At 54.1% G+C, this 19,513-nt stretch carries 14 protein-coding genes and 6 tRNA genes; 5 read left to right on the forward strand and 15 right to left on the reverse strand.

Annotated elements, in window-relative coordinates; genetic code table 11:
* Positions 1-41: 41 nt before the first annotated feature.
* A complete protein-coding gene (ubiF, locus tag EGK14_RS08075) occupies positions 42-1,220 on the forward strand; it encodes a 3-demethoxyubiquinol 3-hydroxylase (protein WP_125288635.1) in 1,179 nt (392 codons plus the stop codon).
* Positions 1,221-1,407: 187 nt separating this feature from the next.
* Here the strand turns inward: ubiF and EGK14_RS08080 are convergent.
* From EGK14_RS08080 to nagB, 11 genes are all read right to left on the reverse strand, one after another.
* Positions 1,408-1,482: transfer RNA gene (locus tag EGK14_RS08080), tRNA-Gln, on the reverse strand.
* Between the two features lie 7 nt (positions 1,483-1,489).
* Positions 1,490-1,566: transfer RNA gene (locus EGK14_RS08085), tRNA-Met, on the reverse strand.
* A gap of 36 nt (positions 1,567-1,602) precedes the next feature.
* A tRNA-Gln gene (locus tag EGK14_RS08090) sits at positions 1,603-1,677 on the reverse strand.
* 37 nt (positions 1,678-1,714) lie between these two features.
* Positions 1,715-1,789: transfer RNA gene (locus EGK14_RS08095), tRNA-Gln, on the reverse strand.
* Between the two features lie 19 nt (positions 1,790-1,808).
* Positions 1,809-1,893: transfer RNA gene (locus EGK14_RS08100), tRNA-Leu, on the reverse strand.
* A gap of 11 nt (positions 1,894-1,904) precedes the next feature.
* Positions 1,905-1,981, reverse strand: a tRNA-Met gene (locus EGK14_RS08105).
* A 207-nt stretch (positions 1,982-2,188) separates the two neighbouring features.
* Complete coding sequence (gene asnB / locus EGK14_RS08110) at positions 2,189-3,856, reverse strand: asparagine synthase B (RefSeq protein WP_125288576.1); 1,668 nt, start codon at positions 3,854-3,856, stop codon at positions 2,189-2,191.
* 284 nt (positions 3,857-4,140) lie between these two features.
* Positions 4,141-4,893, reverse strand: coding sequence for an HAD-IIA family hydrolase (locus tag EGK14_RS08115; RefSeq protein ID WP_125288636.1), 753 nt, complete (start codon positions 4,891-4,893; stop codon positions 4,141-4,143).
* 32 nt (positions 4,894-4,925) lie between these two features.
* Complete coding sequence (locus EGK14_RS08120) at positions 4,926-6,146, reverse strand: N-acetylglucosamine repressor (protein ID WP_125288577.1); 1,221 nt, start codon at positions 6,144-6,146, stop codon at positions 4,926-4,928.
* Positions 6,147-6,153: 7 nt separating this feature from the next.
* On the reverse strand, positions 6,154-7,302 hold the full coding sequence (gene nagA / locus EGK14_RS08125; RefSeq protein WP_125288578.1) for an N-acetylglucosamine-6-phosphate deacetylase: 1,149 nt from the start codon (positions 7,300-7,302) through the stop codon (positions 6,154-6,156).
* 41 nt (positions 7,303-7,343) lie between these two features.
* Complete coding sequence (nagB, locus tag EGK14_RS08130; protein ID WP_125288579.1) at positions 7,344-8,144, reverse strand: glucosamine-6-phosphate deaminase; 801 nt, start codon at positions 8,142-8,144, stop codon at positions 7,344-7,346.
* Positions 8,145-8,466: 322 nt separating this feature from the next.
* Between nagB and nagE the strand changes: the two genes are divergently transcribed.
* The 4 genes from nagE to EGK14_RS08150 all read left to right on the forward strand — a co-directional run bounded on the left by nagE (position 8,467) and on the right by EGK14_RS08150 (position 16,634).
* Positions 8,467-10,413 carry a PTS N-acetyl glucosamine transporter subunit IIABC gene (gene nagE, locus EGK14_RS08135; RefSeq protein ID WP_125288580.1) on the forward strand — a complete coding sequence of 649 codons (1,947 nt, stop codon included), beginning with the start codon at positions 8,467-8,469 and terminating at the stop codon, positions 10,411-10,413.
* 141 nt (positions 10,414-10,554) lie between these two features.
* The gene (gene glnS, locus EGK14_RS08140; protein WP_125288581.1) at positions 10,555-12,222 is read left to right on the forward strand and encodes a glutamine--tRNA ligase; all 1,668 of its coding nucleotides are present in this window, start codon (positions 10,555-10,557) and stop codon (positions 12,220-12,222) included.
* Between the two features lie 253 nt (positions 12,223-12,475).
* Positions 12,476-13,879 (forward strand): OprD family outer membrane porin, encoded by a 1,404-nt coding sequence (locus EGK14_RS08145; RefSeq protein ID WP_125288582.1) that lies wholly within the window; start codon positions 12,476-12,478, stop codon positions 13,877-13,879.
* A 103-nt stretch (positions 13,880-13,982) separates the two neighbouring features.
* Complete coding sequence (locus EGK14_RS08150) at positions 13,983-16,634, forward strand: beta-N-acetylhexosaminidase (protein ID WP_125288583.1); 2,652 nt, start codon at positions 13,983-13,985, stop codon at positions 16,632-16,634.
* A gap of 56 nt (positions 16,635-16,690) precedes the next feature.
* On the opposite strand, the gene fur is transcribed toward EGK14_RS08150, so the two are convergent.
* From fur to ybfF, 4 genes are all read right to left on the reverse strand, one after another.
* A complete protein-coding gene (fur, locus tag EGK14_RS08155) occupies positions 16,691-17,134 on the reverse strand; it encodes a ferric iron uptake transcriptional regulator (RefSeq protein WP_125288584.1) in 444 nt (147 codons plus the stop codon).
* A 348-nt stretch (positions 17,135-17,482) separates the two neighbouring features.
* The gene (fldA, locus tag EGK14_RS08160; protein WP_125288585.1) at positions 17,483-18,013 is read right to left on the reverse strand and encodes a flavodoxin FldA; all 531 of its coding nucleotides are present in this window, start codon (positions 18,011-18,013) and stop codon (positions 17,483-17,485) included.
* A 141-nt stretch (positions 18,014-18,154) separates the two neighbouring features.
* The gene (gene ybfE, locus EGK14_RS08165) at positions 18,155-18,436 is read right to left on the reverse strand and encodes a LexA regulated protein (RefSeq protein WP_125288637.1); all 282 of its coding nucleotides are present in this window, start codon (positions 18,434-18,436) and stop codon (positions 18,155-18,157) included.
* 145 nt (positions 18,437-18,581) lie between these two features.
* The gene (gene ybfF / locus EGK14_RS08170; RefSeq protein WP_125288586.1) at positions 18,582-19,346 is read right to left on the reverse strand and encodes an esterase; all 765 of its coding nucleotides are present in this window, start codon (positions 19,344-19,346) and stop codon (positions 18,582-18,584) included.
* Positions 19,347-19,513 lie beyond the last annotated feature (167 nt).

A 19,513-nucleotide genomic window follows, 5' to 3' on the forward strand; every position in this document is an offset into this window, starting at 1 on the left:
CAGAATTAGCCCGTCGGACGTCCACTGGACAGGAAAATATGATGACAGAAATAACGCAAAAATGGGATGTCGCTATCGTGGGCGGCGGGATGGTAGGCGCGGCACTGGCCAGCGGACTGGCGGCTCAGGGCTTTCAGGTGACGGTATTGGAAAAGCAGGAGCCAGCTGAATTCGCGGCCGGGAGCGATCCGGATATCCGCATTTCCGCGCTGGGCGCCTCATCGGTCGACCTGTTGAAGCAGCTGAACGTCTGGCCTCGCGTTCAGGCAATGCGCAGTGCGCCTTACCGCAAGCTGGAGACGTGGGAGTGGCAAACGGCGCAGGTTGGTTTTGACGCTGCTTCGCTTGGCCTGCCGGAGCTGGGTTTTATGGTGGAGAACAGCGTACTGCAGCGTGCACTCTGGCAACGGCTCCAGCAGCAGGAAGTGGCGTTGAAAACGCCTGCGCGGCTGCAAACGCTGCAGGCCTGTAACGGCGGTTGGGCATTGACGCTGGCGGACGGCGAAAAGCTGCACGCCAGGCTGGTAGTAGGCGCCGACGGCGCCAGTTCACAGGTACGCCAGCTGGCAGGCATTGGCATTCGCGGCTGGAACTATGCGCAGTCCTGTATGCTGATTAGCGTGCGCTGCGAGCACGACGCCGGCGACTGCACCTGGCAACACTTTACGCCAACGGGGCCGAAAGCTTTCTTGCCGCTGTTTAACGGCTGGGCGTCGCTGGTGTGGTACGACAGCCCGGCAAGGATCCGTCAGCTACAGGCTATGAGCATGGCGCAGCTGGCGGAGGAGATCAAAACACATTTCCCGGCGCGGTTGGGCAAAGTGACGCCGGTAGCGGCAGGATCGTTTCCGCTGGTGCGCCGGCATGCTACCCGCTACGTGCTGCCAGGGCTGGCGCTGGTTGGCGATGCCGCACACACCATTAATCCGCTGGCGGGGCAGGGCGTGAATTTAGGCTATCGCGACGTGGACGCGCTGATTGATACGCTGACCGCCTCGCGCGAGCGTGCGGAAGACTGGGCGTCGGAAAGAGTACTGCTGCGCTACCAGCGCTCACGCCATACGGATAATCTGCTGATGCAGAGCGGCATGGATCTCTTCTATTTCGCGTTCAGTACGCAGGCGGCGCCTCTGCGTATTTTGCGTAATCTGGGCCTGATGGCGGCGGAGAGGTCGGGCGTGCTGAAGCGGCAGGCGTTGCGCTACGCGTTGGGCTTATAGGTTTCTTCATCTGGATCGGCACGGCGATGTCACAGGTTACGGGCATCGCTTCTCAATGTGCTCTGACCAGGCAAACATCTGTCTGAGCTGGTTAAAACGATAGCCGAAAAAGTAGCAAAAGTTTTAGATAAACGTCAGGCAGATCGCAGACGTAAAAAAGCCCGCTTGCGCGGGCTTCTTTACTTATTGGCTGGGGTGCAGGGATTCGAACCCCGGAATGCTGGTATCAGAAACCAGTGCCTTACCGCTTGGCGACACCCCAATAAAATTGGTGGCTACTACGGGAATCGAACCTGTGACCCCAGCATTATGAGTGCTGTGCTCTAACCAGCTGAGCTAAGTAGCCTAATTTTACTGCGTTACAACTATACTACATTCTGACTGGCTGGGATACCTGGATTCGAACCAGGGAATGCCGGTATCAAAAACCGGTGCCTTACCGCTTGGCGATATCCCAATGTCCGTACACAAGTCACAAAACCATCAGAACAAACTGGCTGGGGTACCTGGATTCGAACCAGGGAATGCCGGTATCAAAAACCGGTGCCTTACCGCTTGGCGATACCCCATCCGTGCAATGCTTCGAAATGGTGCGGGAGGCGAGACTTGAACTCGCACACCTTGCGGCGCCAGAACCTAAATCTGGTGCGTCTACCAATTTCGCCACTCCCGCTAAAAAAAAGATGGTGGCTACTACGGGAATCGAACCTGTGACCCCAGCATTATGAGTGCTGTGCTCTAACCAGCTGAGCTAAGTAGCCATCTTTTTTCGCGTTACCTTCATCGGCGTTGCGGGGCGCATTATGCTAAGTTGCCCTGAAAGCGTCAACAAGTTTTTTCCCGTTTTTTCGCTGAAATGATTCGTTTGTCTGGCTTATAACCAGTATGGCGACTAATTCAGCAAAGTCAGCGTTTTTTTAAACAGTTGTGGGCCGCTGGCGGCCCGTTTTGTGAATAAAAGCCGTAAGTTATTTATAGGCGGACTGATGGACGCCTACCGCACGACCGGAAGGATCGTCCATTGTTTTGAACGCTTCGTCCCATTCAATCGCTTTTGCCGAAGAACAGGCGACGGATGGACCGCCCGGCACGCATTCGGCTGCGCTAGGCACTGGAAACAGCTCTTCGAAAATTTCCCGATACAGATAGCCTTCTTTCGACGTCGGCGTGTTGTACGGGAAGCGGAAGTGCGCCGTTTGCAGCTGCTGGTCGCTGACCTGTTTTGCCGCGACTTCTTTCAGCGTATCGATCCAGCTGTAGCCTACGCCGTCGGAGAACTGCTCTTTTTGGCGCCAGGCAACGCTTTCCGGTAGATAAGATGAGAAGCATTCACGCAGGATATGCTTTTCCATTTTGCCGTTAGGGCCGCACATTTTGTCCGCCGGGTTGATGCGCATCGCCACGTCGAGGAATTTTTTATCCAGGAAAGGCACGCGCGCCTCCACGCCCCAGGCCGACATCGCCTTGTTGGCGCGAGCACAGTCGAACATATGCAGCGCCAGCAGTTTACGTACGTTCTCTTCGTGAAACTCTTTAGCGTTGGGCGCCTTATGAAAATAAAGGTAGCCGCCAAAGACCTCATCGGCGCCTTCGCCGGACAGCACCATCTTGATGCCCATCGCTTTGATTTTACGCGACATCAGATACATCGGCGTGGAGGCGCGGATAGTAGTCACATCGTAGGTTTCGATGTGGTAGATAACGTCGCGGATCGCATCCAGGCCTTCCTGCACGGTAAAGTGGATCTCGTGGTGCACCGTACCCAGATGTTCAGCGACGGATTTCGCCGCTTTCAGATCCGGCGATCCTTCCAGACCTACCGCGAAAGAGTGCAGCTGTGGCCACCAGGCCTCGCTCTTGTCCTGATCTTCAATACGCTTGGCCGCAAATTTTTTGGTCACGGCGGAAATAATAGAGGAGTCCAGGCCGCCGGAAAGCAGTACGCCATAAGGCACATCGGACATCAGATGGCTTTTCACGGCCTCTTCCAGCGCCTCTTTCAGCGTCGTCGCGTCAGTTTTGTTGTGCTCTACCGCCTCGTAGCTGAACCAGTCGCGCTGCCAGTAGCGGCGGATCTCGCCATCGGTGCTGGAAAGATAGCTGCCCGGCGGGAATTCTTTGATCGATTTACATACCGGCACCAGCGCCTTCATTTCTGAAGCGACAAACAGGTTGCCGTGTTCGTCGTTACCCATATAAAGCGGAATGATGCCGATATGATCGCGGCCAATCAGGTAAGTGTTTTTTACGCTGTCATAGAGGATAAAGGCGAACATGCCCTGCAGGTCGTCCAGAAAATCGACGCCTTTTTCCTGATAAAGCGCAAGAATAACTTCACAATCCGATTCGGTCTGAAAGGCATAGCGGTCGCTCAGCTCTGCACGCAGCGCCTGATGGTTATAGATTTCACCGTTTACCGCCAGCACGTGGGTGTGGGCTGCGTTGTAGAGAGGTTGCGCGCCGTTGTTGACGTCCACAATAGAAAGACGTTCATGGGCAAGGATCGCGTTGTCGCCTGCATATACGCCTGACCAGTCCGGGCCGCGATGACGCATAAGACGGGAAAGCTCCAGCGCTTTCTTACGCAGTTCAACCGGATCGCTTTTGAGATCCAACACGCCAAAAATAGAACACATAGCTAACTCCCTAACGACAAACCGCAACGGTGATATTAATGGAAAATTGCATAATTAACGGCGACTTCTTCGCCCGATAGATAAGAAAATGCGCCAGATTGAGAGAGTGTGCAAGCGTTTTAGCTGTTTGCTGATAAATAGCCTGTTGCATCACGCTTAAGTTTGAGGATTATGCAATATATGACGCTATTTATTGTGGGATCGATAATAAATATTAAAAATCGGTCAAAAAACAGACAGGCAAGGCGGATAAAAAAGCCCGGCGTGTTTGCCGGGCTGGCGATTCAGATAATGTCGATGTCCGCGACCGACGGGAAGACCCAGCTGGGCCGGAAAGGCATGGCATCAATATCGCTCAGGGTGGATACGCCGGACAGCACCAGAATAGTTTCAAGGCCGGCCTGAAAACCAGCCAGAATGTCGGTACGCAGATTATCGCCGACGATCACCGTCTCTTCGGAGTGGGCCTGCATCTTGTTCAGCGCCGCGCGCATAATCCACGGGCTGGGTTTACCCACGTAAAAAGGCGTCCGGCCGGATATTTTCTCAATACCCGCGCACAGCGCGCCGCAGGCCGGCACAAAGCCTCGGGCGTGAGTATCGGGGTTGGTTGCGATAAAACGCGCGCCGTTCGCCACGAAATAGGCGGCCTTATGCATCATATCCCAGTTAAACGAGCGCGTTTCGCCCACGATGACAAAATCGGGATTAATGTCGGTAATGGTAAAACCGGCTTTATAAAGCTCATGCACCAGCGCCCCTTCGCCCACCACATAGGCTTTCTTACCTTCCTGACGACGTAAAAAATCGGCGGTAGCCATCGCTGAGGTATAAAACACGCTTTCCGGCAGATCGATGCCCGCCGAAGAGAAGCGGTTAGCCAAATCCAGCGCGGTTTGCGAAGGGTAGTTGGTCAGCACCACCAGCGGCATCCCTTTAGCCAGGATGCGCTGCAGGAAATCGTTAGCGCCGGGTACGGCGGTATTGTCGTGCATCAAAACGCCGTCGATATCGCAGATGACGTTTTTGATAGCCATTTTTTCGCTGTCGTTCAGGGTTAGAGCGCTCATCAACTTTCCATTAAATGTTGTAACAGGATGCCGTTAAGCATGGCACGCTTTGCCAGTGCGAAAGCGCCTATGGCAGAGCGATGATCGAGCTCAGAACGCACCACCGGTAAATTCTGGCGGAAAGCTTTCAGCGCCTGAGTGTTGATACAGCCTTCAATAGCGGGCAGCAAAATTTTGTCTGCTTCAGTGATCTCACCCGCAATCACTACCTTTTGCGGGTTGAACAGATTAATGGCGATAGCGATCGCCTTGCCTAAGTGGCGCCCGACGGATTCTATCACTTCCGCCGCCAGCGCGTCGCCACGGTTAGCGGCCTTACAAATTTTCGGCATCAGGCAGTCATCCAGCGTCAGCGTGCTTGGATAACCCTGGGTAAGCAGATGACGAACGCGATTTTCTATCGCGCTGTTAGCCGCCAGGGTTTCCAGACAACCAAAATTGCCGCAGTGGCAGCGTTCGCCCAAAGGATCAACCTGGATATGGCCCAGCTCGCCCACGTTGCCGTTACTGCCTAAAAAGATATGACCATTGGTGATGATGCCTGCACCCGTACCACGGTGCACTCGCACCAGAATCGAGTCAGCACAGTCGCGGGACGCACCAAAATAGTGCTCGGCAAGCGCCAGGCTACGGATATCGTGCCCTACAAAGCTGGTGACGTTGAAACGTTTTTGCAGATTGGCGACCAGCGGCCAGTGATGAACCGCGATATGCGGCATATAGCGGATAACGCCGTTATTAGGATCGACCAGGCCGGGGAGGATAACGGCGATGGCGATCAGCTCGCGCAGCTTGCGCTGATGCTGCTCGCAGAAGCTGGCGATAGCGTTGAACAGCGCATGCTCCAGGGTTTCCTGAGTGCGTTCCGGCAGCGCGTAGTCCTCTTGCGCCAGCGCTTTTCCACTCAGGTCGAACAGGGTAAGCGTGGCGTCATTGCGGCCCAGGCGGATGCCGATAGTATTGAAGCCACGGGTTTCGGTGACAATAGAGATAGCGCGGCGGCCGCCGGTAGAGGCCTGCTGATCCACTTCTTTGATCAGGCCGCGCTCTATCATCTGGCGAGTAATTTTGGTGACGCTGGCGGGCGCTAGCTGGCTATGTTCGGCAATCTGAATGCGCGATATAGGGCCTTGCCGATCGATAAGCCGGTAAACGGCCGCGCTATTGAGTTGCTTAACAAGATCGACATTTCCTATTTGAGCCTGGCCGCCAGTGGTCATTCAGTTTCTACTCGCTTAAGACTTCGTCACCATTAACGACAGTCTGGATTATTTGATAGTCACGGGTGAACACCGTCAGGTTCGCGACTTTTCCAGCTTCGACGGAACCTAACTTATCCTCCACACCCATAGCGCGGGCTGGATACAGCGTTGCCATCCTGATCGCCTCATCCAGCGCAATGCCGACATGTTCGACGCTGTTCGCGACAGCTTCAATCATGGTCAGCGCAGAGCCGCTGAGCGTGCCGTTTTCGTCAACGCAGAGTCCATCCCGATAGTATATTGTTTTTCCTGCAAAAATGAACTGGTCAATCTGCGCACCCGCCGGCGCGGTGGCATCGGTGACCAGGATTAGCCTGTCGCCTTTAAGGCGTTTTGCATTACGAATATTAACGTAGTTGACGTGTAAACCGTCGGCGATGATGCCGCAGTAGACGTTTGGCGAATCAAAAAGCGTACCGATTAAGCCCGGCTCACGGCCGGTCAGCGGTGGCATAGCATTATACAGATGGGTGGCGAAACTGATGCCGGCGGCTATACCCTGGCGCGCCTCTTCGCTGGTGGCATAGGAATGACCAGCGGAAACGACGATACCGGCCTGATGCAGCTGGCGGATCACGGCAGAATCAACCTGTTCCGGTGCCAGGGTGATTTTGGCAATAACGTCGCTGTTTTCACACAGATAATCGACCATCGCTTTTTCCGCAGGACGGATCAGTGCCGGATTATGCGTGCCTTTTTTGAGTGGATTTAACCAGGGGCCTTCGAGATGCAGGCCGAGCGCCTGATTAGCATTTTGCGCCAGGTAAGCGCGCATCACTTCCACTGCGCGTTTCATCAGCTCGTCGCTGCTGGTGATCAGTGTCGGCAGGAAGCTGGTACAGCCCGATTTCTCGTTAGCTTTTTGCATAATAGCCAGCGTTTCAACGCTGATAGCGGCGATATCATCATTAAACTGCACGCCGCCGCAGCCGTTAAGCTGCAAATCGATAAAGCCGGGAGCAATCAGGGCGCCGTTTACATCGCGCCGGGTGATATCCGCAGGCAGATCTTCCAGTCTGCAAACACGGTCAATCAGGCCATTGGCGATGACGACGGCATGATTATCCAGTACTTCGTAGCCGGTAAAGATACGGCCATGGGTTAAAGCATACATAATTTTCTCCCGGCCAGCGCCGATAGCCTTGTGCAGATGAGTTACAGATTTTCCATATTTTCCGCTTCCATTTCGCGGAAATATTTAACCGTTTTCACTTTCAGTTCCATCGTCGCTGGCTCGTCGCAAACCACGATCGATTTGGCATGCAGCTGCAGGCAGCTGATGGTCCACATATGATTAACGTTGCCTTCGACGGCAGCCTGTAGCGCCTGGGCTTTAAGGTGTCCCGTCACCAGAATCATCACTTCTTCCGCGTCAAGCAGCGTGCCCACCCCAACGGTCAGCGCATATTTCGGTACCTGGCTGACGTCGCCGTCAAAAAAGCGGGAGTTCGCCAGGCGCGTATCGTGCGTCAGCGTCTTGATACGGGTACGGGAAGCCAGCGATGACGCGGGTTCATTAAAAGCGATATGCCCGTCGTTACCTACGCCGCCCATAAACAGGTGGATTTTACCGTAAGCGCGGATTTTCTCTTCATACTGGCGACATTCTGCGTCAATATCAGGCGCGTTGCCATTAAGAAGATTGATATTTTCACTTTGAATATCAACGTGATTGAAAAAGTTGCGATACATAAAGCTGTGATAGCTCTCCGGATGCTCTTTCGGCAGGCCGACATATTCGTCCATATTGAACGTAACGACATGTTTAAAGCTGACCTGGCCCGCTTTATGCATTTCAATGAGATGACGATAGGCTTCCAGCGGCGTGCCGCCCGTGGGTAAACCCAGCACAAACGGGCGCTCTGCGGTTGGCTGGAACGCGTTGATACGGTTTACAATGTGGCGGGCGGCCCATTTACCGACCTGGTTTGGCGTCGCAAGCGGGATCAATCTCATTTTTTTAACCTCGTTATAAGCAATTTAAGGAAGTATTTTACACCGGTTTCACTGTAATAAGCGTAATCTGCATAATCAGTAACCGGCGCGAAACAGCATCAGGATCATTTTTTTTATCATAAAATAAGTGGGCGGGGTTCGCCAGCATAAACCGTGTCAAAATAGCTTCTTTGGTGATAAATATCACAAATGCTATGGTTTTAATTTGCGCAGCGAATTAATTTTTCCTTACACTGCGTCGAATAATGATTAGTGTCATTCAGAGCAGTCCGCTCAATAAAAACTGCACAACGGGCGCCTGGCGGCTCTCATAGGGGGAATAGTGAATATTTTAGGGTTCTTTCAAAGGCTGGGGCGCTCCTTACAGCTACCGATAGCCGTATTACCAGTGGCGGCGCTGATGTTGCGCTTTGGTCAGCCTGATCTATTGAATATGCCGTTTATTGCGCAGGCTGGCGGGGCGATTTTTGACAATCTGGCGTTAATCTTCGCTATCGGGGTAGCTTCTACATGGTCTAAAGACAACGCAGGCGCAGCCGCGCTGGCAGGGGCCGTAGGCTACTTTATTCTGACTAAAGCCATGATCACCATTAATCCGGCGATCAATATGGGCGTGCTGGCGGGGATCGTCACTGGCCTGGTGGCGGGTGCCACCTATAACCGCTGGGCGGATATCAAACTGCCCGATTTTCTCAGCTTTTTCGGCGGCAAGCGTTTCGTTCCTATCGCAACCGGCTTCTTCTGTTTGATCCTGGCCGCTGTGTTTGGCTACGTCTGGCCGCCCGTGCAAAACGCCATTCATGCGGGCGGCGAGTGGATTGTCTCAGCTGGCGCGTTTGGCGCGGGCGTCTTTGGCTTCGTTAACCGTCTGCTGATCCCAACGGGTTTACATCAGGTACTGAATACCATCGCCTGGTTCCAGATCGGCGATTTCACCAACGCCGCCGGCGCCGTTTTCCATGGCGATATCAACCGTTTCTATGCGGGCGACGGCACGGCGGGCATGTTTATGTCCGGCTTCTTCCCAATCATGATGTTTGGCCTGCCCGGCGCGGCGCTGGCCATGTATATGGCCGCGCCGAAAGCGCGTCGTCCTATGGTTGGCGGTATGCTGCTTTCGGTAGCGGTCACCGCTTTCCTGACCGGCGTGACGGAGCCGCTGGAATTCCTGTTTATGTTCCTGGCGCCGATGCTTTATCTGATCCACGCCATCCTGACGGGCATTAGTCTTTATGTAGCGACGGCGCTGGGTATCCATGCCGGTTTCTCTTTCTCTGCGGGCGCAATCGACTATGTGCTGATGTATAACCTGCCGGCGGCCAGCAGCAATGTCTGGGTACTGCTGGTAATGGGCGCTATCGCATTTGTGGTTTACTTTGCGCTGTTCAGCGCGGTTATCCGCATGATGGATCTGAAAACGCCGGGCCGTGAGGAGGCGACCATGCAGCCGGAGGAAGAGGCTAACAGCAACACGGAAGAGGGGCTGGAACAGCTTTCGCGCCACTATATTGCCGCCGTCGGCGGGTCGGAAAACCTGAACGTTATTGATGCCTGCATTACCCGCCTGCGTCTTTCCGTCAAAGATGCCGCGCAGGTAAACGATGCGGCCTGTAAGCGTCTGGGCGCATCAGGCGTGGTGAAGCTGAACAAGCAAACTATTCAGGTTATTATCGGCGCCAAAGCGGAATCCGTGGCGGAGACGATGAAAAAAATCATTGCCAAAGGGCCGGTCGCGCCGATTGCGGTCAGCGCCGTCGCCGCGACCGTTGCGCCAACCACGCCGCCTGCACCGGCCGCCGCTGCGAAGGGCGTGCTTGAAACGCTGCTGGCGCCGGTAAGCGGAGAAGTTGTGGCGCTGGAGCAGGTGCCGGATGAGGCTTTCGCCAGCAAGGCGGTCGGCGAGGGCGTAGCCATCAGGCCAACCGGCAGTACGGTGGTCTCGCCTGCCAGCGGTACCATACTGAAAATCTTCAACACCAACCATGCCTTCTGTCTGGAAACGGAGAAAGGTCTGGAAGTGGTGGTGCATATGGGCATCGACACCGTCGCGCTGGAAGGAAAGGGCTTTACGCGGCTGGTAGAAGAGGGCGCACAGGTTAAAGCGGGTGAACCGATTCTGGAGATGGATCTGGCCTGGCTTAACAGCCATGCGAAATCGATGATCAGCCCGGTCGTGGTCACCAATATTGAAGATTTTAGCGGCATCAGGCTGGTTGCGGGCGATACCGTCATTGCGGGCGAAAGTCCACTTTGCGAAATTACCGGCTGAGGGCAGCGGTAAAAAAACGAGGGCGGGAAGCGATTCCCGCCCTTTTTTATGCGATACGCTAACAAACGGTTGTTTCCCTGAACGGCTTTGTGGATCATACTCCGTTATTTCACGCACTACAGTATTCCAGAGGATATTAAGATGAGTGAGGCTGAAGCCCGCCCAACTAACTTTATTCGTCAGATCATCGACGAAGATCTGGCGAACGGTAAGCACACTAGCGTGCATACTCGCTTCCCGCCGGAGCCGAACGGCTATTTGCATATTGGTCACGCCAAATCAATCTGCCTGAACTTTGGTATTGCTCAGGATTACCAGGGCGAGTGCAATTTGCGTTTCGACGACACTAACCCGGTCAAAGAAGATCTGGAGTATGTCGAATCAATCAAGCGTGACGTACAGTGGCTGGGCTTCGAGTGGAGCGGCAAGGTCCGTTATTCCTCTGACTATTTTGACCAGCTGCATCATTATGCCGTTGAGTTGATTAATAAAGGTCTGGCCTATGTAGATGAGCTGTCGCCGGAGCAGATCCGTGAGTATCGCGGCACCCTGACCTCGCCGGGTAAAAACAGCCCGTATCGCGATCGCAGCGTAGAAGAAAACCTGGCGCTGTTTGAGAAAATGCGCAACGGCGAATTCGCCGAGGGCAGCGCCTGCCTGCGTGCCAAAATCGATATGGCCTCTAACTTTATCGTTATGCGCGATCCGGTACTCTATCGCATCAAGTTTGCCGAACATCACCAGACCGGCAATAAGTGGTGCATCTACCCGATGTATGACTTCACCCACTGCATTTCCGACGCCCTGGAAGGCATTACGCATTCGCTTTGTACGCTGGAGTTCCAGGACAACCGTCGCCTGTACGATTGGGTGCTGGACAATATCACCATCCCGACGCATCCGCGCCAGTACGAGTTTTCGCGCCTGAATCTTGAATACGCCATCATGTCCAAGCGCAAGCTGAACCTGCTGGTAACCGAAAAAATCGTGGAAGGCTGGGACGATCCGCGCATGCTGACCGTTTCCGGTTTGCGCCGTCGCGGCTATTCGGCCGCCTCGATCCGCGAGTTCTGCCGTCGCATTGGCATTACCAAGCAGGACAACATTGTTGAGATGGCGTCGCTGGAATCCTGTATCCGCGACGATCTCAATGAAAACGCGCCGCGTGCTATGGCCGTTCTCGATCCGGTTAAGCTGGTGATTGAGAATCTGCCGGCCAACCATGAAGAAATCATCACCATGCCGAACCATCCGAACAAGCCGGAGATGGGAACGCGTGAAGTGCCGTTCAGCCGTGAGATTTATATCGATCGTGCGGATTTCCGTGAAGAAGCCAACAAGCACTATAAGCGTCTGGTGCTGGGTAAAGAAGTTCGTCTGCGTAACGCTTACGTCATTAAAGCCGAGCGCGTGGCTAAAGATGAAGAAGGCAACATCACCTGCCTGTTCTGCACCTGCGACGTCGATACGCTGAGTAAAGATCCGGCTGACGGACGCAAGGTGAAAGGCGTGATCCATTGGGTATCCGCCGAGCATGCGCTGCCGGCCGAGTTCCGTCTTTACGATCGTCTGTTCAGCGTGCCGAATCCTGGCGGCGCCGAGGATTTTCTGACCACGATTAACCCGGACTCGCTGGTTATCCGTCAGGGCTTTGTCGAGCCGGGTCTGAAGGCCGCGGAAGCGTCCAGTCCGTTCCAGTTTGAGCGTGAAGGCTATTTCTGCGCGGACAGCGTTTACTCCAGCAGCAGCCATCTGGTGTTTAACCGCACGGTCGGCCTGCGCGATACCTGGGCTAAAAGCGGTGAATAGGTCGTGATTTAACAAAAAAGCAGCCTTTAGGCTGCTTTTTTTTTGGATAATGTATTTAACTGCTTAACGGCTGAAAAACAAATATAAGACAACCTGTTTTACATCATAGTTTACGACGACAATAATTGTTATTAATTGCCAGTCACCTGACCAGTAAATATAATTGGCGCGTGGTCGGTTAATTACTGTTTGTTATTTTTTATATTTTAAGATTATTTATTTTTTTTGTATTTCTTTCGAGAAGGATTTCTAAATGCACTCTGTCAATTTAGCGCGGAAAGCGCTGGCGATAGCTGTCGCCTGCGGATCTACCCTTGTCGGCAGCTTTTATGTTCCTGCTGCTTCCGCCGACGGTTTTATTGATGACTCGACGCTGACCGGCGGGATTTATTACTGGCAGCGGCAACGCGACAGAAAAGAAATGGATCCGGTTCATAATAAGTATGGCCAGTACACGGAAAATCTTCATCATGCCACTTTTAACGGCAGCCTCGATTTCTCTTCAGGCTATGCGGCGGATTTTATCGGTATAGAGCTGGGCGTGCATGGTGCACTGCAGCTCGCGGGAACCGGGCCTGCCGCGCCGAATGAAATCGCTTTCAGCAATGCAAAAAAACGCTGGGACGAAAGATTCGATGGCGACGCCGACGGCGCTTCCTTTTATAAAGCGGCTGTTAAGCTGAAGCATGATAATTATTGGTTAAAAGCAGGTTATATACAGCCTCAGGGACAAACGCTAATTGTGCCGCAATGGGGGTTTGTACCCGGCACCTATCGCGGATTTGAAGTCGGCTCGGTTTATGATTTTGATGATGCGGGCGCGCTTTCCCTCTCATATATGTGGACGGATGAATATAAAGCGCCGTGGTATCGTAAAATGTATAATTTTCGTAAACCCGATTTAAAAACGGAAATAAAATATCTTCACTCCCTCGGCATAAAGTACGATTTTAAAAACAAGCTGGTGCTGGAAGGGGCGCTGGGTCAGGCAGAAAATTATATGGAGCAGTATTTTAGCGAAGTGTCCTGGGCGTTTCCTGTTGCCGGCAACGATCTGCATACCAGCTGGCAATTTTACGGTGCGCGTAATAAGGAACAGGGCGGCGTAAACAATATCAATAATGTTTATGATGGCCTGGCCTGGCTGCAGGCCGTGACGCTGAACTACAAAACCGGCCCGTTTGATTTTCGCGTTGAGGGCACCATGGTAAAAGCCCACGGCAACCAGGGCTTTTTTCTGGCGCGCATGACGCCGGTAGGGGCGACCTCCAACGGGCGTAACGACGTCTGGTGGGATTCCCGCAGCGACTTTAACGCCAACGGGCAGAAGGCGCTGTATGGCGGCGTGATGTACGACCTGAAAGGCTGGCAAATGCCGGGCTGGGCGGTAGGCACTTCTTATGCTTACGGCTGGGATGCCCGTCCATCCACGGATCCGATTTACGATCAAAGCATGCGCCGCAGCGAGTCTGCCTGGAATATGGATCTGCGCTACACGGTACAGCATGGTCGCGCCAAAGATACGCAGGTCAACCTGCACTATACCCGTTACAAAAACCATTCTGATATTCCCAGCTTCAGCAACGGCTACGGCAATATGTTTCAGGACGAAAAGGACGTGAGGCTGACCGTGATCGCGCCTTTCACCGTGTTTTGATGCCCTGTGCTGCCAGACCCGGCCGCGGCAAAAGCGCATCGGACGGGGAAGACGCTTTTTTCTGCTGACGGCAGAAAAACTTAAATAGCGGACGAGGAAAGAAATGAAAAAATTGAGAGTAACACTTGTGGCGACAGCACTGATGATGGCCAGCGGCAGCGCCGTTGCGGATCAACGCGTCGTCGATCAAATCAGCCGGTTTGGCGTAAAGTATACCGTTAACGATAACCATGCCGCGCTGCACGGCGTTGATTGTGCGGCGCTGGGGGCTGACTGGGCTTCCTGCAACAGGGCAACGATTACCTTAACTAACCCCGGCGAAGCGCTAACCAGTAAAAACTGGGCTATCTGGCTGCCCAATATTCGTCAGACGCTGCGGGTGGACAACGACCAGTTCCGCATGGTGCACGTGGTAGGGGATCTGACGCGGCTGGAGCCAACCGAAAAGTTTACCGGTTTCGCCGCCGGCGAATCGGTGGATATTCCCATCGTTAACGAATACTGGCAGCTGTTTATCACGGACGTGATGCCGCGCTGGTACGTTACTTCCGAAAACGCGCAGCCTAAAATCATCGCCAGCACGGATACGGAGGATCTGACCTCGTTTGTCTCGCCGATGGATAACCACTGGAAGCGGACGGCCGACGATCGCAACGTGCTGATGACGCCCGTCAGCCGCTTTGAAAAAAACAGCGATACGCCACAGCTCGCTGCCGAAGCGCTGCGCGGACAGATCCTGCCGACGCCGCTGCATATTACTCTCCATGCGGAGGATGCCGATTTAAGCCGGGGCGTGCAGTTCGAGCTGACCGGGCTTAACGCCGATTCCGCAGAAGCGGTAAGGGATCGTTTTGCGCTGCTTGGCCTGGCAGAAAATGGGCAGGGTTATGTTATCAAAAGCAAGCTTGCGCCCGCCGTTTTCACGGGCAACGAGGCGGTTTCCGGCGCCTACAGGCTGAGCGTCCGCGCGCAGGAAGCGCGGGTGGAAGGTTTTGACGAGGCGGGGATCTATTACGGCATGATGTCCATTCTGTCGCTGCTGCCGGCCAGCGGCGAACAGAAGATCGCTACTCTGGACGTCACCGATGCACCACGCATGGCGTATCGCGGTATTTTTCTCGATATCGGCCGTAACTTCCACAGCAAAGAGGCGGTGCTGCGCCTGTTGGATCAGATGGCGGCGGTTAAACTCAATAAATTCCATTTTCATCTGAGCGATGATGAAGGCTGGCGTATTGAGATCCCCGGCCTGCCGGAGCTGACCGGGATCGGGGCCAGACGCTGCCACGATCTGACGGAGCAGCGCTGTCTGCTGCCGCAGCTGGGATCCGGGCCTTTCGCTGACGCCCAGGGCAATGGCTATCTGACCCGCGACGACTACATTACTATTCTACGCTATGCCAAAGCGCGCGGCATCGAAGTCATCCCGGAAATCGATATGCCCGCTCATGCCAGGGCGGCGGTTATTGCTATGGAAGCCCGCTACAACCGGCTGATGAAAGAAGGTAAGGCCAAAGAGGCAAACGAGTACCGTCTGGTCGATCCGACTGATACTTCAAACACGACTTCCGTGCAGTTTTACGATCGTACCAGCTATCTGAATCCCTGCCTGGATTCCTCCATGCGTTTTGTTGATAAGGTGATTAGCGAAATCCAGGCAATGCATCAGGCGGCCGGCGTGCCGTTAACCACCTGGCACTTTGGCGGCGACGAGGCGAAAAATATCCGCCTGGGCGCTGGCTATACCGATGCGGCCAATCCCGAAGTGGGCAAGGGCAGGATCGATTTGAGCAAGGAAGATAAACCCTGGTCGAAATCGCAGGTTTGTCAGGCACTGGTGAAATCGGGCAAGGTCGCGGATATGGATCATCTGCCCAGCTACTTTGGCAAAAAGGTCAGCGAGCGGGTAAACGCGCACGGTATAGAAAAGATGCAGGCGTGGCAGGATGGCCTGAAGGACGCGAAGGGCGCTAAAGACTTTGCGACCAAACGCATGGGGGTTAATTTCTGGGACACGCTTTTCTGGGGCGGCTTTGACAGCGTTAACGACTGGGCTAACAAAGGCTATGAGGTCACCGTCTCCAGCCCGGACTATCTCTATATGGATTTCCCTTATGAGGTTAATCCGCTGGAAAGGGGCTATTACTGGGGTACCCGCTTCAACGACGAGCGTAAAATGTTCAGCTTCGCGCCGGACAATATGCCGCAGAATGCAGAGACATCGGTGGATCGCGACGGTAACTTCTTTGATGCTAAATCCGATAAGCCCTGGCCGGGCGTGTATGGGATTTCAGCCCAGCTCTGGAGCGAAACCGTACGTACCGACGAGCAGATGGAGTGGATGATTTTCCCACGCGCTCTGGCCGTGGCGGAGCGCGGCTGGCATCGTGCCGCCTGGGAGCAGACTTACCAGGCCGGACATGAGTATAAAGGCGGCGAAACAAGGCATGTCGATCGGGCGACGTTGAACAGGGACTGGCAGCGTTATGCAAACCTGCTGGGCCAGCGCGAGCTGCCGAAAATGGATAAAGCCGGGATCAACTATCGTCTGCCGCAGCCGGGTGCACGTATTGTCGCGGGCAGGCTGGAGGCCAATATTGCACTGCCTGGCGTGGCTATCGACTACTCGCTGGACGGTGGCAACAGCTGGCAGCGCTATCATGACAGCGCCCGTCCGTCGGTTTCCGGTGAGGTCTTGATCCGCGCCGTCAGTAGCGACGGCAAGCGCTTCAGCCGCGTGGAGAGCCTGAAATAGTCGGGGCGCAGGCAAAAAAAACCGGTGAGCGATCGCCGGTTTTTTATTGAAATCGATTACTTATCGTGCAGCGTGTCGTCTTCACGACAGTCGCCGGTAGCGCAGTGGCCGTAAAGATAGAGGCTGTGGTTGCTGAGCTTGATACCGTGCTTCGTCGCAATATCACGCTGACGGGATTCAATAGACTCGTCGCTGAATTCAATTACTTTGCCGCAGTCCAGGCAGATAAGGTGATCGTGGTGCTGCTGCTGGGTCAGTTCAAACACGGACTTGCCGCCTTCGAAGTTATGACGGGTCACGATCCCCGCATCGTCAAACTGGTTCAGAACGCGGTAAACCGTCGCCAGGCCAATCTCTTCGCCCATGTCGATCAGGCGTTTATACAAATCTTCCGCACTGACGTGATGGCTCTCTGGTTCCTGAAGCACTTCCAGAATTTTCAGTCGAGGAAGCGTGACTTTCAGGCCGGCCTTCTTTAATGCGGTGTTATTGTCAGTCATGCGGATATTGTCCTGTTACTTTGCTGGTCACTAAGTGGCTGAAAAGCCGCGAGCATCGGTCGACGCAAAAGCTGAGCGTCTCATTATAGAACCGATGCCTTGAAGAAACCACAGCGGAGATGCAAAACCATCAGGGGATGTAAGGATAAGAAGTCGTTACGTCCGGAAAAGCAAGCACCCATTTACGCTGGGTTGTCAGTTCGCTCTGCCTGATTTTCGGCGCCGCAGAAGCGGAGGCGGAGCAGTGCTATTGTACCGTTTTGACGGTAAAAGTTACAAATATGTATCTATCACTTCTATAGAAAAAACCATTGGCCCGCTGTGGATACGTACCGCGGGCCAATGCTATCACGCTTCGAGAATATCCTGGAGCTGAAGCTCGTCAGAAATCTGTTTGACCCACTTTTCAACGCGTTCGTTGGTCAGCTCCGGCTGGCGATCTTCGTCAATGGCCAGGCCAAGGAAATGGGTATCGTCCGCCAGGCCTTTAGAAGCCTCGAAATCATAGCCTTCCGTCGGCCAGTGGCCGACGATCACCGCGCCGTTAGGCTCGATAATGTCGCGAATGGTGCCCATCGCGTCGCAGAAATATTCCGCATAGTCTTCCTGATCGCCGCAGCCAAACAGCGCGACCAGCTTGCCGTTGAAGTCGATCTCTTCCAGCGTAGGGAAGAAATCATCCCAGTCACACTGCGCTTCACCATAGTACCAGGTCGGGATGCCCAGCAGCAAAATATCAAAGGCTTCAAGGTCTTCTTTGCTGCTTTTAGCGATATCATGAACTTCAGCCACCTCTTTACCGAGCTGCTTCTGGATCATTTTTGCAATGTTTTCCGTATTGCCCGTATCGCTGCCAAAGAAAATGCCTACGATTGCCATGAGTTTAATAACCTCTTGAAACTTAATGATATGCGGCGGCTAGCCTGAAAATGTTAAGGGCAATAATAGCAGACAGCAACAGGGGGATAAACGGCTAATCCGCCTGCATTTGTCGCTTTGTGCTTTACCGTAGCGCGTGCTTTAGCGCTCAGGCCTGGCTAACTGCGCCATGACCATCTCTTCTATCAGTTCGCTGCGGCTCATATTACGCTGCTCGGCGAGCTGGTTCAGGGCGTCAACCGCGTCACTGTTCATTTTCAGTTCTACGCGCTTCAGCCCGCGCACTTTATCACGCTTAAGCTGGTTGCGTTTGTTAATGCGCAACTGCTCATCACGTGCCAGTGGATTGGTTTTGGGTCGTCCCGGTCGACGCTCGTCTGCGAACAGATCGATCGTGGTGCGGTCCGTGTTTTCTTTTGCCATAGAATCGTGATACTGAAGGCTGGAGTTCTGATGGATTGAGCCGTTAGCGTTTGCGGCCGGTGCCGTCGACAAATTTTAGCGCGCCATCATACCCCAGTGAAAGTCGCGACGACAATTATTTAGCCTTTTACTGAAACATTTGTTTTCACAGGGCAAAAAAACGGCGGATGGCGCGCAAAACGGCATCAGGTTTCTCAGCATGCGCCCAGTGACCCGCGCCGGTAATCACGTGCGCGCGGGCGGCAGGGAACTGGGCCAGCAGCGCATCACGATACGCTTCCTGGAGATAAGGCGAATGTTCGCCCCGAATAAACAGCGTAGGATGCGGCCAGGCGGGCAGCGTTTCCCAGCCGATAATCCGATCGTAGTGCTGCCAGAGCGCCGGCACGTTGAAACGCCATTCGCCGTCCTGAAACGATTTAAGCAGAAACTGGATGACGCCTTCTTCTTTTATGGTCTGCTGCATCAGCGCGGCGGCTTCGCTACGGCGGGTGATGCCCGCTTTGCTAACGGCGGCCAGCGCGGCGAAAATCGCGTCGTGATGGCGCTCCCGATAGGCCACCGGCGCAATATCGATAACCACCAGCTGCCTGACACGGTTCGGCGCAAGGGAAGCCAGCGTCATGGCGATTTTTCCGCCCATGGAATGACCTATAATATCAAACCGGTCTGCATCAAGCTCATCCAGCGTTTCCAGCACGTCGCGTGCCATCGCGGCATAGCTTATTTCATCCGACCGGGGCGAAAGGCCATGGTTTCGTACGTCCACCTGAATAATGCGGCGATCCGCCTTCAGGTCGCGCGCCAGCACGCCAAGGTTATCCAGGTTGCCGAAAAGGCCGTGAATAAGCACCACGGGCGCGTCAGAAACGGTCGATTGTTCAGATTGCAGGCGGAAATTCAATTTCATGGCAAACTTCTTACGGAGGAAACGAGGGGTTAGGTTATCATAAAACAGCGATTTTCTGCCGCGGCGACAGACCCGATCTTTTACGGCATATTCCGACTTTTGTCCGCAATTGGGGCTGGCGCTACAACCCGGCAGGATTTAACTTTATAATCCTCGTGTTAGAGCTG

This window comes from Erwinia sp. 198 (assembly GCF_003937915.1).
GTDB lineage: Bacteria > Pseudomonadota > Gammaproteobacteria > Enterobacterales > Enterobacteriaceae > Erwinia > Erwinia aeris.

Excerpts from the sequence above, each read along its gene's own strand:
- nagA (WP_125288578.1), bottom strand. The coding sequence starts at position 7,302 with ATGTATGCTTTAACCCATGGCCGTATCTTTACCGGCTACGAAGTACTG.
- EGK14_RS08150 (WP_125288583.1), top strand. The coding sequence starts at position 13,983 with ATGAAAAAATTGAGAGTAACACTTGTGGCGACAGCACTGATGATGGCC.
- nagB (WP_125288579.1), bottom strand. The coding sequence starts at position 8,144 with ATGAGATTGATCCCGCTTGCGACGCCAAACCAGGTCGGTAAATGGGCC.
- EGK14_RS08115 (WP_125288636.1), bottom strand. The coding sequence starts at position 4,893 with ATGGCTATCAAAAACGTCATCTGCGATATCGACGGCGTTTTGATGCAC.
- ubiF (WP_125288635.1), top strand. The coding sequence starts at position 42 with ATGACAGAAATAACGCAAAAATGGGATGTCGCTATCGTGGGCGGCGGG.
- asnB (WP_125288576.1), bottom strand. The coding sequence starts at position 3,856 with ATGTGTTCTATTTTTGGCGTGTTGGATCTCAAAAGCGATCCGGTTGAA.
- ybfF (WP_125288586.1), bottom strand. The coding sequence starts at position 19,346 with ATGAAATTGAATTTCCGCCTGCAATCTGAACAATCGACCGTTTCTGAC.
- EGK14_RS08120 (WP_125288577.1), bottom strand. The coding sequence starts at position 6,146 with ATGACCACTGGCGGCCAGGCTCAAATAGGAAATGTCGATCTTGTTAAG.
- EGK14_RS08145 (WP_125288582.1), top strand. The coding sequence starts at position 12,476 with ATGCACTCTGTCAATTTAGCGCGGAAAGCGCTGGCGATAGCTGTCGCC.
- fldA (WP_125288585.1), bottom strand. The coding sequence starts at position 18,013 with ATGGCAATCGTAGGCATTTTCTTTGGCAGCGATACGGGCAATACGGAA.
- fur (WP_125288584.1), bottom strand. The coding sequence starts at position 17,134 with ATGACTGACAATAACACCGCATTAAAGAAGGCCGGCCTGAAAGTCACG.
- glnS (WP_125288581.1), top strand. The coding sequence starts at position 10,555 with ATGAGTGAGGCTGAAGCCCGCCCAACTAACTTTATTCGTCAGATCATC.
- ybfE (WP_125288637.1), bottom strand. The coding sequence starts at position 18,436 with ATGGCAAAAGAAAACACGGACCGCACCACGATCGATCTGTTCGCAGAC.